This is a genomic window from uncultured Sulfitobacter sp., assembly GCF_964021855.1.
In the GTDB taxonomy this organism is placed as follows: domain Bacteria; phylum Pseudomonadota; class Alphaproteobacteria; order Rhodobacterales; family Rhodobacteraceae; genus Sulfitobacter.
The window spans coordinates 858,321-871,017 of the sequence record NZ_CAXHZD010000002.1; the positions used below are offsets into that span (position 1 = coordinate 858,321).

Annotated in this window: 12 protein-coding genes; 1 reads left to right on the plus strand and 11 read right to left on the minus strand. The window is 59.9% G+C overall.

Annotation, left to right across the window (positions count from 1 at the left end):
- Positions 1 to 59: 59 nt before the first annotated feature.
- Genes glp through AADJ11_RS10430 form a run of 6 tightly spaced genes read right to left on the minus strand, consistent with a single transcriptional unit; the run spans position 60 to position 4,771 of the window.
- Entirely contained in the window at positions 60 to 1,232 is a 1,173-nt protein-coding gene (gene glp / locus AADJ11_RS10405; RefSeq protein WP_341234439.1) for a gephyrin-like molybdotransferase Glp, read from the minus strand.
- Complete coding sequence (gene moaC / locus AADJ11_RS10410; protein WP_341234440.1) at positions 1,229 to 1,702, minus strand: cyclic pyranopterin monophosphate synthase MoaC; 474 nt, start codon at positions 1,700 to 1,702, stop codon at positions 1,229 to 1,231. The genes glp and moaC overlap by 4 nt, the downstream gene beginning before the upstream one ends.
- The gene (gene trpC, locus AADJ11_RS10415) at positions 1,703 to 2,515 is read right to left on the minus strand and encodes an indole-3-glycerol phosphate synthase TrpC (RefSeq protein ID WP_341234441.1); all 813 of its coding nucleotides are present in this window, start codon (positions 2,513 to 2,515) and stop codon (positions 1,703 to 1,705) included.
- On the minus strand, positions 2,512 to 3,174 hold the full coding sequence (locus tag AADJ11_RS10420; protein WP_341234442.1) for a uracil-DNA glycosylase: 663 nt from the start codon (positions 3,172 to 3,174) through the stop codon (positions 2,512 to 2,514). The genes trpC and AADJ11_RS10420 overlap by 4 nt, the downstream gene beginning before the upstream one ends.
- The gene (gene trpD / locus AADJ11_RS10425) at positions 3,174 to 4,193 is read right to left on the minus strand and encodes an anthranilate phosphoribosyltransferase (RefSeq protein WP_341234443.1); all 1,020 of its coding nucleotides are present in this window, start codon (positions 4,191 to 4,193) and stop codon (positions 3,174 to 3,176) included. Before trpD ends, AADJ11_RS10420 begins: the two co-directional genes overlap by 1 nt.
- Entirely contained in the window at positions 4,190 to 4,771 is a 582-nt protein-coding gene (locus tag AADJ11_RS10430) for an aminodeoxychorismate/anthranilate synthase component II (RefSeq protein WP_341234444.1), read from the minus strand. The genes trpD and AADJ11_RS10430 overlap by 4 nt, the downstream gene beginning before the upstream one ends.
- Before the next feature lie 162 nt (positions 4,772 to 4,933).
- Here AADJ11_RS10430 and AADJ11_RS10435 point away from each other — a divergent pair, with 162 nt between their 5' ends.
- Entirely contained in the window at positions 4,934 to 6,403 is a 1,470-nt protein-coding gene (locus tag AADJ11_RS10435) for a divergent polysaccharide deacetylase family protein (RefSeq protein ID WP_341234445.1), read from the plus strand.
- A gap of 2 nt (positions 6,404 to 6,405) precedes the next feature.
- Here AADJ11_RS10435 and AADJ11_RS10440 read toward each other — a convergent pair whose 3' ends face one another.
- The 5 genes from AADJ11_RS10440 to gpt form a co-directional block, all read right to left on the minus strand.
- On the minus strand, positions 6,406 to 7,446 hold the full coding sequence (locus AADJ11_RS10440) for a succinylglutamate desuccinylase/aspartoacylase family protein (protein WP_341234446.1): 1,041 nt from the start codon (positions 7,444 to 7,446) through the stop codon (positions 6,406 to 6,408).
- Positions 7,447 to 7,448: 2 nt separating this feature from the next.
- Positions 7,449 to 8,960: an anthranilate synthase component I gene (trpE, locus tag AADJ11_RS10445; RefSeq protein WP_341234447.1), complete on the minus strand. Its 1,512-nt coding sequence runs from the start codon at positions 8,958 to 8,960 to the stop codon at positions 7,449 to 7,451.
- A 12-nt stretch (positions 8,961 to 8,972) separates the two neighbouring features.
- Positions 8,973 to 10,817, minus strand: a complete 1,845-nt coding sequence (locus tag AADJ11_RS10450) for a peptidyl-prolyl cis-trans isomerase (RefSeq protein ID WP_341234448.1) — start codon at positions 10,815 to 10,817, stop codon at positions 8,973 to 8,975.
- 65 nt (positions 10,818 to 10,882) lie between these two features.
- Positions 10,883 to 12,049 carry an aminotransferase gene (locus AADJ11_RS10455; protein ID WP_341234449.1) on the minus strand — a complete coding sequence of 389 codons (1,167 nt, stop codon included), beginning with the start codon at positions 12,047 to 12,049 and terminating at the stop codon, positions 10,883 to 10,885.
- A gap of 134 nt (positions 12,050 to 12,183) precedes the next feature.
- On the minus strand, positions 12,184 to 12,696 hold the full coding sequence (gene gpt / locus AADJ11_RS10460) for a xanthine phosphoribosyltransferase (RefSeq protein ID WP_341234450.1): 513 nt from the start codon (positions 12,694 to 12,696) through the stop codon (positions 12,184 to 12,186).
- Position 12,697: the final 1 nt, after the last annotated feature.

The window sequence follows — 12,697 nt, forward strand, 5'->3', positions numbered from 1 at the left end:
CATTCCCTGAGATTATTGGTTTGGGTTTGTTCTAGTGATGTTCTTGTTTTGTGTCAACGCTACAGCGCGATACAGTCCATCATATCGCCAGATTTCCGCGCCGGATCATCTGCTGGCCGGATCATCAGCACGTCGGCCTGCGCCAGAACGCTGAGCAATGAACTGTCTTGATTAGTCTCTGGGTGGACCGCGCCACCCTTGACCAAAGCACGCATATAATGGGCGCGCGGCCCGCCTTGGGGCAGATCCACGGCCAGGGGCAGGGAGACGCGGGGCGCAGGCTCGGCCGGAAGGCCCAGCATTTTGCGTACCACGGGGGCCACAAACACCACACCGCAAACCATCGCCGACACGGGGTTGCCGGGCAGGCCGATCATCGGCGTATCTGCCAGCTTTCCCGCCATGAGCGGTTTGCCGGGTCGCATCGCGACCTTATAAAACGACTGCTCCATCCCCATTTCGGCCGCGACAGGGGCAACCAGATCATGATCCCCGACCGACGCCCCGCCAATAGTGATAATCAAATCGGCCCCTTGGGCGATCTTGAACGCCTGGGTCAGTGACGGCACCGTATCGCGCGCAATCGGGATCATCCGGCATTGCGCGCCGAGTTGTTCCAGCATGGCAGCAAGGCCATAGGTGTTGGAGGCGATAATCTGATCGGGTCCCGGCGTTTCACCCGGCTGCACCAGCTCATCCCCGGTTGCGATAATCGCGATCTGGGGCGCGGTGTGAACGGGCACCTCGGCAAGATTCATCGCGGCGAGCAAGGCAATATCGGCAGGGCGCAACACACGCGGCGCGGACATCACATCGCCCGCCTTAAAGTCGCCGCCTGCGGGGCGGATGTTGGTTTTACCGTCGATGTCATGCCCGAGCATGAGGAGGTCGCCGCGTCGGGTCGTATCCTCTTGAATGACAACGAAATCGGCCCCCTCGGGGATCGGCGCACCTGTGAATATCCGCACGGCCTGACCGGGTTTTACGATGCCGTCAAAACGGTGCCCCGCAGCCGCTTCGCCAATCACCTTGAACATGGCGTCGGGCTCAACCTCCGCCCGGTGCAGCGCATAGCCATCCATCGATGACACATCGAACGGGGGCTGCGATCTGTTGGCCGTGACGTTTTCTGCCAATACCCGCCCTGCGGCATGGCGCAAACCGACCCGCTCAACGCCCATGGGGGCGACAAGATCAAACAGATTTGACAGGGCGTCTTCGACCGAGATCATGATGCCTCGAACCGGCCTGATTTGCCGCCGTCTTTGAGCAACACGCGCAGGCCGCCGATTTCCATCGCTTTGTCCACCGCTTTGGCCATGTCATAGACGGTCAGTGCGGTGACGGACGCGGCGGTGAGGGCTTCCATTTCGACACCGGTTTGGCCGGTTGTTTTGACCGTCGCCTCGATCCGGATGCCGGGCAGGTCGGGGTCGGGTATCAGTTCGACGGAAACTTTGGTGATCGGCAGGGGGTGGCACAGCGGGATCAGGTCGGCTGTCCGCTTGGCGGCCATGATCCCGGCGAGACGTGCAACACCTAGAACGTCGCCTTTTTTTGCACGGCCTTCGGTAATGATATCAAAGGTTTCGCGCTGCATCTTGATGTGGGTTTCTGCCACTGCGATCCGTGATGTCACAGGTTTGTCCGAGACATCAACCATATGGGCATCGCCCTTGCCGTCAAAATGCGTAAGGGCCATTTACATGCCTCCGGGGCGCAGGGGATTGGCAAGCAGCGTGCGGGTTGCGGCCTCGACATCGTCTTGGCGCATCAGGCTTTCGCCGATCAGGAAAACACGCGCACCGAATTTGGCCATCTCCGACAGATCGTCAGGGGTGTTCAGCCCGGATTCCGACACGATCATTTTGTCCATCTCGACGTATTTTGACAGGCTGCGGGTCGTATCCAGCGAGGTCTCGAATGTCTTGAGGTTGCGGTTGTTAATCCCGATCATCCGGCTTTTCAGCAAGGCGGCACGGTCAAGTTCGGCTTTGTCATGCACTTCGATCAGGGCATCCATGCCCCATTCGGCGGCAGCTTCCTCAAGCTCAAGCGCCTGCGCGTCACTGACCGATGCCATGATGATCAGGATACAATCGGCCCCAAGGGCGCGTGCCTCGGCGACCTGATAGGTGTCGTACATGAAATCTTTACGCAAAACGGGCAGGGTGCAGGCCTCGCGGGCGGCAACCAGATAGTCTTTGGCCCCTTGAAAACTGGGGGTGTCGGTCAAGACAGATAGGCATGTCGCCCCACCTGCGGCATAGGCTGCGGCCAGTGCAGCGGGGTCAAAATCGGCGCGGATCAGACCCTTGGATGGGCTGGCTTTCTTGATCTCGGCGATCAGGCCATATCCTTCGCGGGCGGCGTCAAACAGCGCGTCGGCAAAGGGGCGCACCGTGGGCGCGGCACGGGCGTCTGCCTCCACGGCCTCAAGCGGTTTTGCGGCTTTGTCGGCGGCGACCTCTTCCAGTTTATAGGCTTTGATTTTGTCTAGGATTGTATCTGTCATGATGCCTCCGGGGTTGCCCAGTTTATGGCGGTTTGGCCTTGGGCCTGCAACCAGTCATTGCTGCGCGAAAAGGGGCGCGATCCGAAAAAGCCGCGCCGTGCAGACAGGGGGGACGGGTGCGCAGTTTCGATTTTAAGGTTTGCCTGCGGGTCGACGTCTTTGCCGACTTTCTGCGCATGTGCACCCCATAGCAGATAGACGCGGGGGCGATCCGACAGACGGTGCAAAATTTGCGTGGTCAGGGTTTGCCACCCGAGTTTCGCATGTGCGCCTGCAGTACCTGCGGGCACCGTCAACGTGGTGTTCAGCAATAGCACCCCCTGTTGCGCCCAAAAATGCAGGTCTGCATTGGTGGGTGCATCGCCGATATCTTCGCGCATCTCTTTAAAGATATTGGACAAAGATCGGGGAAAGGGGCGTGTGTCAGCCTCGGCCGAAAAGGCCAACCCATGTGCGTGACCCGGCGTGGGATAAGGGTCTTGGCCCAAGATAACCACACGCACATCATCGGGCTGGGTCTGTTGCAAGGCTGCAAATACCTGATGACGGGGCGGCAGGATCAGCCGGTCGTCTTGTGCCAATGCAGCTTCGATCGCGGGCAGGGTGTCGTCAAAAAACGGCAGATCGCGCCATGCGCCAAGGGCGGACAGATCAAACATCAACCGGCGTTCGAAATGCGGGCCACTTCGGTGATCTTGTCGCGGGCGGCCCCGCTGTCGATGCTGGTGCGGGCCATTTCGACACCCGTTTTTAGGTCGGGGGCCGCATCTGCAACGACCAAAGCAGCGGCAGCGTTCAGCAGCACCGCATCACGGTAGGCAGAGGGCGCGCCGTCCAGCAAGGCATTGAACGCAATCGCGTTTTCTTCGGGTGTGCCGCCAACGATATCCTCGAACGGATGCACGGGCAGGCCTGCCTCTTCTGGGGTGATCTCGAACTCTGTCACTGTGCCATCAGGGTTCAGGGCGGCAACCCAGCTGACGCCGGTGATCGTCAACTCGTCGGTGCCGTCAGACCCATGGACCAGCCATGCCTTTTCCGAGCCCAACGCACCAAGGGTCTCGGCCATCGGGCGGATCAGGTCGCGGCGATAGGCACCGGTCAACTGCCGTTTAACGCCAGCCGGGTTGGTCAGGGGGCCGAGGATGTTGAAAATCGTGCGGGTGCCCAGCTCGGACCGCGTTGGCATCACGTGGGCGATGGCAGGGTGGTGCATCGGGGCCATCATAAAGCCGATCCCGGCCTCGTTCAGACAAGCCTCAACCACTTTGGGGCCGACCATGACCTTGAGGCCCATCTGCGTTAGCGCATCCGCCGCGCCGGATTTCGATGACAGATTGCGGTTGCCATGTTTGGCCACAACAACACCAGCCCCAGCCACGACAAAGGCGGTCGCGGTGGAAATATTCAACGTGCCCTTGCCGTCGCCGCCGGTGCCGACGATGTCCATCGCGCCCGCAGGGGCCACAACTGCGTTGCATTTCGCGCGCATGACATGGGCGGCGGCGGCGTATTCATCCACCGTTTCACCGCGCGTGCGCAGGGCCATCAGGAAACCGCCGATCTGGCTTGGCGTTGCTTCGCCGTCGAACAAGATACCAAAGGCTTCCTCGGCCTGATCGCGGGTCAGGGGGCCGTTCGCCGCGGCGTCGATCAACGGTTTGAGACGTTCGCTCATGCGGGCACCTTTACGAGATCAAGGAAGTTTTGAAGCATCTTATGGCCATGCTCTGACCGGATGGATTCGGGGTGGAACTGAACCCCGTGCAAGGGCAGCTCGCGGTGTTGCAGGCCCATGATGGTGCCGTCTTCCAGCTCGGCTGTGATCTCCAGACAGTCTGGTAATGTCGCGCGCTCAACCACCAGCGAATGATAGCGTGTCGCGGCAAAGGGCGAGGGCAGGCCGGCAAACACGCCTTTGCCCGTGTGGTGCATTTGCCCCATCTTGCCATGCACAATGTCATCGGCGCGCACGACCTTGCCGCCGAATGCCTGGCCCAACGTTTGATGCCCCAAACACACCCCGAATAACGGAATGCCAGCGCCTGCGGCAGCCTTGGTCAGCGACAGACAGATGCCCGCCTGATCGGGGTCACAGGGGCCGGGCGACAGGATAATGCCCGCGGGGTTCAGCGCGATTGCGTGTTGAACCGAAATGGCGTCATTTCGCCGAATATCGACGTCGGCCCCCAAATCGCCTAGATAATGCACAAGATTGTAGGTGAAACTATCATAGTTATCTATCAGTAGCAGCATAAGGCAATTCTTTGTATTCAGGCGGGGTTTTGGGGCTAGAGGAACGCCGCTAAACCACAGTACAATGTTCGCCAATACATGTTCAGGCTTAAGAGCCATCGTCAAGGGTGCCAGGCCCGCGTAGGGGCCAATGCAAGAACAAATAGCAGGAGTATTTCAGCCATGATCCGCGGATTTCTAGGGGGTATCTTGATCGGCGGCGCGTTCAGCGTTGTCTTGGCTGGAATCGTATCGTTTTTTATCCCGATCAGCACCGCGCCGGAAATTTCCGATACAGGACCCGCTGAAATCGACAGTGCCGAAGCGGCTGCTGTTGTGGCCGTTCTGCCTGAAATGGACGACCCCCAACCTGCGGCAGAGCCTGTGACGGCGATGGAACCCCCAGCGGAGGATGGTCTGGGTGATGTGGCCCCCGAAATGTTGACTGCGCCGCTGACGCCGCCCGAGATGGTTCAATCGGTCGAAGCGCCGACACCTGCTGCCGTAAGCACAGCGCCAGAGATTTCCGGCGATGATCCTGTACTGCCCAACCCCATGGCCCTGGCCCCGATGGAGCCGCAAGCCCCTGATGTAGTAGAGGTGGAAACCCAAGCCGCTGAACCCGTTGCAGTCGTCGCAACGGACCCCGAGGCGGATGAAGCGGTTGTTGAGGCACCCGGGCAACCCGCGCCAAACACCGCTGACGCACCGGCCGAGACTGAACCGACCGTCGCGCCCATGCCGCTGCCCAAGATCAAGACCGTTGTCGTTGAGGCGGAAGAAACCCCCGCCGAGGAGCCTGAGACGCGCCGCGCCTATAGCGCCTTGCCCACCGTCACCCCGAATGCGACAGACGCGGATGCGGACCTGCCGCAAACCGGCAACAAGGTCACCGTAAACCGTTTGCCCACTGCCAATTCCGGGGATCAGGTGCAGGCGGATGCAAGCCCGCTGCCGGTACTTCGCCCGATTGATCTGTACGCTCAGGATTTTGTGAACGAAGACCAAAAGCCGTTGATGAGCATTTTGTTGATTGATCAAGGCAGTGACCTTGAAGGCGGAGAAGTAGGGATCGCGGCTTTGCGCAGCTTTCCTTATCCGATCAGTTTTGCGGTTGATGTTGCCTTGCCAGACGCTGCTGAGCGGATGGAGATTTACCGCGCCGAAGGGTTCGAAGTCTTGGCGATGGTTGACCTGCCCGAGGGCGCAGAACCGTCAGATGCCGAAACGACCCTTGCCGTCGCGTTCCAACGCATGCCGCAGGTGGTCGGCGTGTTAGAGGGGCAGGGCGCAGGGTTGCAGCCAAGCCGCGATGTCGCGGATCAGGTGACCGAGATTTTGGCCCAAGGTGGGTATGGGTTGGTCAGCCAAGATAAAGGGTTGAACACCATGCCAAAGCTGGCGGTCAAAGAAGGCGTGCCTGCCGCCCCGATTTTCCGCGACTTTGACAGCAAAGATCAGACATCCACAGTGATCCGCCGCTTTTTGGACCAAGCCGCGTTCAAGGCAGGGATCGAAGGATCGGTGATCATGTTGGGCCGGATGCGCCCCGAGACAATCTCGGCATTGCTGGTCTGGGGCTTGCAAGACCGTGCGGGTCAAGTCGCCCTTGCGCCAATCTCGGCTGTGTTGCTGGCCGCAAACGGCGAATAACGCTAGATAATTTCGTCTTCGTCGAACAGCGGGTCGCTTTCCAACTGGGTGATCATATCCTCAACCGTGTCGGCAACGGCCCGTGGCATCAGCTTGGCGAGGTGAAATACCGCGTCGCCCTCATTCACCACAGGCAGGATCGCGCGACCAATCAGGATGCCGTCAAACGGGGCTAGAATGTCTTCCTCGGTCTTGCCAAAGGGATCGGATACCGTGGCAAGCGCATCGCCTGCCTTGACGGTTTCCCCCTCCGCACGAAAGGTGCGCAGCAGCCCGCCCACGGGCGCGCGCAGCCAGGTAGAGCTGGAACAGACATGCGACTGAGGGCGCGATTGCGCGATGCCTTTGGCGGGCAACATGTCTTCGGCGCGCATCACACGCAAAATACCAGCGACACCGGCACGTACCGCCATTTCGTCAAACCGCAATCCTTCGCCCGCCTCGTACAGCAGCACCGGCGTGCCCTTGGCCGATGCAACGGCGCGCAACGATCCGTCGCGCAGCGGCGATGTCAGCACAACAGGGGCGGCGAAATTGATCGCCATGCGCCGTGTTACCGGGTCGGAGGGCGAAATGCGCACCTGTGGCAGGTTGGTGCGGTGTATTGCGGCGGAATGCAGATCGATCCCGAAATCACAGCGCAGCACCACATCATTCAGGAATATATGCGCCAGCCGTGACCCCAGTGACCCGGATGGATGGCCGGGAAAGCACCGGTTCAAATCGCGGCGGTCGGGCAAATAACGCGACCGGTTCAGAAAGCCGAAGGAGTTGACCACGGGGATCACCAACAACGTCCCGCGCAAGGACTTAAGCTGGGGCGTGCGCAGCAGACGGCGCACGATCTCGACCCCGATCAGCTCATCGCCATGCACGGCGGCGCTGACGAACATAGTGGGGCCTGAGCGTTTGCCATGGATGACTTCAAGCGACAGGCCAACCGGCGTGTGATCAGGCAGGATGGAAATCGGCAGATCGACTTGTTCACGGGTGCCGGGGGCAACCTTTTGACCTGCGATTTCAAAAGGCATTTGGTTCGGCATCGTCAGTTATTACCTTGTCCCGAGAACCGCGCCGCATCGGCAGCCGCACGGCGGATCGCGTCGGATTTATGGACGGTTTCCATATATTCAGCCTCGGCATCGCTGTCATAGACCACGCCACCACCTGCCTGAATATAAAGGGTTTTATCCTTTATCACGGCGGTGCGCAGGGCGATGCACATGTCCATATCGCCGCCTGCGCTGAAATAGCCGACACCGCCGCCATAAAGCCCGCGTTTTTCGGGTTCCAGCTCGTCGATAATCTCCATGGCGCGGACCTTGGGTGCACCTGAAACAGTGCCCGCAGGCATGCCCGCAAAAAACGCATCCAGCGCATCACGGTCGTCGCGCAATTCACCCACCACATTTGAGACGATGTGCATCACGTGGCTATAGCGCTCTACGATAAATTCCTCGGTCGGGCGCACGGTGCCGATCTTGGCGACGCGGCCCACATCGTTACGGCCCAGATCCAGCAGCATCAAATGCTCGGCCAGTTCTTTTTCGTCGGCCAGCAGATCGGCCTCTAGCGCGCGGTCTTCCTCGGGCGTGGCACCGCGACGGCGGGTGCCTGCGACGGGGCGAATGGTGATTTCTTTGCCAAATACGCGGACAAGAATTTCAGGGCTGGCACCGACAACATGGAAGTCGCCAAAGTTGAAATAGAACATGAACGGCGACGGGTTGGTACGTCGCAGACTGCGATACAGCGCGAAGGGCGGTTGCGAGAACCCCTGTGCCCAGCGTTGTGACGGCACCACCTGAAAGATGTCGCCCGCAACGATATAGTCGCGCGCCTTTTCGATGGCCGATTTATATCCGTCGCGGGTGAAATTGCTGACGGGGGCGGATTCCTCGTGGGCCTCGCCCAGATCGCGGCTGGTGCCGGGCATGGACCGCTCCAGATCACGCACGGCATCCATCACCCGCTCGCCCGCTTGGGCATAGGCGGCCTTGGCAGACTGCCCATCTGACACCCACGCGGGTGACACAATTGTAACCTCGCCTTTGACACCGTCCAGCACGGCAATCACCGACGGGCGCACCATCATGGCATCGGGCAGGCCCAGGGTGTCAGGGTTCACATTCGGCAGGTGTTCAACCAAGCGGATCATGTCATAGCCGAGATAACCAAACAGGCCAGCCGCAGCTTGGGGCAGGTCATCGGGCAGGTCGATTTTCGATTCCGCGATCAGCCCGCGCAGGGTATCCAGCGGGTTGCCGGGGACGTCCTCGAACGCGTCGCTGTCATAGCGCGCGGCGCGGTTTACGGCCGATGTCGTGCCGTTGCAGCGCCAGATCAGATCAGGCTTCATCCCGATGATAGAATAGCGCCCACGCACCTCGCCGCCTGTGACGGATTCAAGCACAAAGGCGTTTTCCGCAGCCCCTGTCAGCTTGAGCATCAAAGATACAGGCGTATCCAGGTCAGCGGCCAGACGCGTGTAAACGATCTGGTTTTTGCCTTCCGCATATCCTGCGGCAAAGCTGTCATAGTCAGGGGTCAGTGACATGGGCGGCCTTCGTTATGGGAAGTTCACATGGACGGCGTTGATCGCCTGTTGATCGACCGTCGGACCTGCACGGCGCACGACATCGCTTGCGTAAATCGCAAAGATATCTTGGCCAAGCTGTTGATCCAGCTGACCGGAAAGCTGCGCCAGAAGCTGCTGATTTTGCGCGTTTTCCTGAGGGTCGGCAATCGCGTCAACACGCAGGATTACGACAGCACCGTCGCCGTCGATCACGCGAATATCACCGATGCTGGCGTCAAAAACGGCCGTCATCATGTCGGCAGGTGCCCCGTTGATCAGCGCATCGCGGGTCAGGTCGGTCTGCACTGTGGGCGTTAGGCCCAAGCTTTCGAAATCTGCACCGCTCTCAAGCTCGGTCTTCAACGCCTCGGCCTGCGCGTGCAGCGCTTGCGAGACCTGATCGGCGGTCCATGCGGCCACAACATCGGCGCGCGCGTCGTCAAAGGGATTGGCGCGTTCTTCTAGTGTACCGTCCAGACGCATGGCAAACACGCTGCCGTCTTCGAGCTGATCGATCTTGGGGAAATCATCAGCGGTCAGCGCGGCGGCGGCCTCGCGGAAACCGGCATAGGCGGCGATGTCTTCGTCGCTGTCTTGGGTCCAGTCGATCTGGCCAAGGGTCATTTTGGTTTCTTCGGCCAGTTGCTCAAGCGTGGCACCCCCGGCAAGCTGGTCGTCCAGATCGCGGGCGCGGACTTCGACCTGACGGATGGCGCGATCACCGGCAAGGTCCTGTTGTAGGGCAGGGCGCGCTTCCTCGAATGTGGTGTTTAGGGATGGCAAAACGCCATTGATGCGGAACAAGGCAGGGCCAAGGTTTGTGGGCACAGGCCCGATCACATCATTCACGTCGCCCGCAAATATCGCCTCACCAGCGGCACCAAGATCCTGCTGGGCCACATCGCCCAGATCCACATCCTCAAGGTTCAGGCCGCGGTCCAGCACAAGGGCTTCAAAAGTTGTGCCATTGACCTCAAGCGCTGCGGCAGCTTGATCGGCGCTGGCCTGATCGCCAAACACAAGCCGTTCTACCAAACGCCGCTCAGGCTGAATGTATTCGGCGGCACGGTCCTCATAGGCCTTTTGCAGATCATCATCCGACACTTCGATCTCATCCAGCACATCACCGGGGGTCATCTGGACATAGGTGATGGATTTGCTGGCAGGGAGCATAAACTGATCTGTGTTTTCATCATAATAGGCCTGCAATTGCGCGTCAGTGGGGGCAGGCACAGGCTCGGCCAGATCAACCTCGTTCAGGGCGGCCCAGGTAAAGCTGCGTTTCGCGCCAACATAATCGACAAGGGTCTTGGCATAGGCGTCAGGCATGGCAACGCCGCCCATGATCGCGTTTTGCAACAGGGTGCGGCCCGCTTCTTCACGCAAAGACACCTCGAATTCGGCTTCGGTCAGGCCAGATTGCTGCAGGGCAAAACGATACCCCTCGCGGTCAAAACCACCGTTGATCCCTTGGAACGCGGGGATTTCGACGATCCGTTCGCGCAGGTTTTCATCGCCAATCGACAGACCCATCTGGTCGGCCTCGTTATCAAGGGCGCGCAGGCGGACAAGACGCTGCAAAACGGCGCGGTCCAACCCGATGGCCTGGGCCTGCTGAAAGGGCAGCGTTTCGCCGGTTTGGGATTCAATCGTGCGGATCTGCTGTTGCAGTTCGCGGGCATAGTTATCGACCGAGATTTCCTTGTCGCCGACGGTGCCGACGGTGCGCACATTCCCGGACAAATTGACCGCGCCAAAGCCGCCAAGGCCAAGGATCAGCAGGCCCATCAGTATCCAGACTGCGGTTTTCGTGAGGCTGTTGCCTTTGGCTTTCATGATCTTACCCTTTTAGCGCGTTTCGACCTTACTATGCGGTGCGCGGCAGGGGGGCAAGAGGGCCGTTAAAGCTGGGCCATTCTGTCAAACAGCACGCCAATACCGTTCGCATCCAGATTGGCAAATGCGATCCGCAGTTGCCGTGCTCCGCTGGGGTCGTTTTGGGGGCAAAACATCGTGCCGGGCAGGCATAGAATGCTGGCCTCGCGCACCATGCGCTGCGCCAATTGATCCGATGGTTCGTCAAACGGATGCTCAAGATAGGCGAAATAGCCACCTAGCCCCAACAGCTTCCATCCCTTGGCGGTCAGCTTGGGCATGTTGTCGGTGATTGCGCGGCGACGCGCCAGTATTTCATCGCGCTCGCCGGCCAGCCATTGCGACAGGTTCTGCATCCCCCACAAGGCCGCATGTTGGCCGATTTGGCCCGGGCAAATGGCGACCGTGTCCAGAAACTTTTCAACCTCGGCCAGTCGCGATTGCGATGCGATCAGCGCGCCGACCCGGTGGCCTGTCAGGCGGTAGGCCTTGGAAAAGGAATAGAGATGGATCAGCGTGTCATGCCAATCGGGGTCTTGGAACAGGGCGTGCGGCGGGCCGGAACGGCTGTCAAAATCGCGATAGGTCTCATCCACAATCAGGGCAATGCCACGGGCGCGGGCCAGATCAAAGAACGCCTGTACCAGCGTGGCCGGGTATTCGGCCCCGCCGGGGTTATTCGGCGTGACAATCGCAATCGCCCTTGTGCGATCGGTGATTAACGCAGCAGCGGCGTCGGGATCAGGCAGCAAATCAGGCCCGGTTTTCAACGCAACCGCGTTCACCCCCGACATATCAAGCCACATTTTATGGTTGAAATACCAAGGGGTTGGCAAAATGACCTCATCGCCCTCGCTACATAGCGTTGCGATGGCGGCGGCAAACGCCTGATTACAACCCGACGTGATCGCAACCTGGGCGGGGTCGATTTGGCCCGCATAATGGGCCGAGGTTTGCGACGCCAACTCTGCTCGCAGCTCTGACAAACCTAGCACAGGGCCATAAAGATGCGCATCGTCATTGGTCAATGCAACATGCGCCATCGCTTCGCGCAAGGGCTGCGGGGGCGGATCGACGGGGGCGGCCTGACTGACGTTGATTAAGGGGCGGTCTGCGGGAAACTCTACGCCGTCCAACCAACGGCGGGCTTCCATGACAGGTGGGGCAAAAGTGGAAGCGGTGCGCGTCAACATCGGGTGGGGGTTCCTGTGATCAAGGGCGGATGCCTTCGGCGAGGATATTTAAGAACCAGAGAAGAGACCTGCGGTGCGCGTCTTCATTCCAAATGGTCTAAAATCCCCGCCGAAGGCATAGAGTCTTTTTTGGCTCAGTCCTTGCCGCGGTAGGGTTCGACATATTGCAGGGCCATGTCCCATGGAAAGAAAATCCATGTGTCTTGGCTGACTTCGGTGATGAAGGTATCGACCTGCGGGCGGCCTTTGGGTTTTGCATAGACCGTGGCCAGATGCGCGTTGGGATAAAGCCTGCGCACCACTTCGAGGGTTTTTCCGGAATCGACCAGATCATCGATGATCAAGATGCCGGTGCCGTCGCCCATCAGTTCAGCGTCTGGCGCTTTAAGAACGACAGCGTCGGATTGATCTTGGTGGTCGTAGGATTTGATCGAAATCGTGTCCACGGTGCGAATGTCCAGTTCGCGGGCGGCGATCATGGCGGGGGCCATGCCGCCGCGTGTGATGGCAACCACTGCGCGCCAGGCACCATTATCCGGGCCCATTCCGTCCAACCGCCAGGCCAATGCACGGCTGTCGCGGTGGATTTGATCCCAGCTGATGTGAAAACCTTTTTCGTGGGGCAGGCGCGAGGGGTCTTTGCTCATC

Excerpts from the sequence above, each read along its gene's own strand:
- AADJ11_RS10430 (WP_341234444.1), bottom strand. The coding sequence starts at position 4,771 with ATGCTGCTACTGATAGATAACTATGATAGTTTCACCTACAATCTTGTG.
- trpE (WP_341234447.1), bottom strand. The coding sequence starts at position 8,960 with ATGTCACTGACCCCTGACTATGACAGCTTTGCCGCAGGATATGCGGAA.
- trpC (WP_341234441.1), bottom strand. The coding sequence starts at position 2,515 with ATGACAGATACAATCCTAGACAAAATCAAAGCCTATAAACTGGAAGAG.
- AADJ11_RS10450 (WP_341234448.1), bottom strand. The coding sequence starts at position 10,817 with ATGAAAGCCAAAGGCAACAGCCTCACGAAAACCGCAGTCTGGATACTG.
- AADJ11_RS10435 (WP_341234445.1), top strand. The coding sequence starts at position 4,934 with ATGATCCGCGGATTTCTAGGGGGTATCTTGATCGGCGGCGCGTTCAGC.
- gpt (WP_341234450.1), bottom strand. The coding sequence starts at position 12,696 with ATGAGCAAAGACCCCTCGCGCCTGCCCCACGAAAAAGGTTTTCACATC.
- AADJ11_RS10455 (WP_341234449.1), bottom strand. The coding sequence starts at position 12,049 with ATGTTGACGCGCACCGCTTCCACTTTTGCCCCACCTGTCATGGAAGCC.
- glp (WP_341234439.1), bottom strand. The coding sequence starts at position 1,232 with ATGATCTCGGTCGAAGACGCCCTGTCAAATCTGTTTGATCTTGTCGCC.
- trpD (WP_341234443.1), bottom strand. The coding sequence starts at position 4,193 with ATGAGCGAACGTCTCAAACCGTTGATCGACGCCGCGGCGAACGGCCCC.
- AADJ11_RS10420 (WP_341234442.1), bottom strand. The coding sequence starts at position 3,174 with ATGTTTGATCTGTCCGCCCTTGGCGCATGGCGCGATCTGCCGTTTTTT.
- moaC (WP_341234440.1), bottom strand. The coding sequence starts at position 1,702 with ATGGCCCTTACGCATTTTGACGGCAAGGGCGATGCCCATATGGTTGAT.
- AADJ11_RS10440 (WP_341234446.1), bottom strand. The coding sequence starts at position 7,446 with ATGCCGAACCAAATGCCTTTTGAAATCGCAGGTCAAAAGGTTGCCCCC.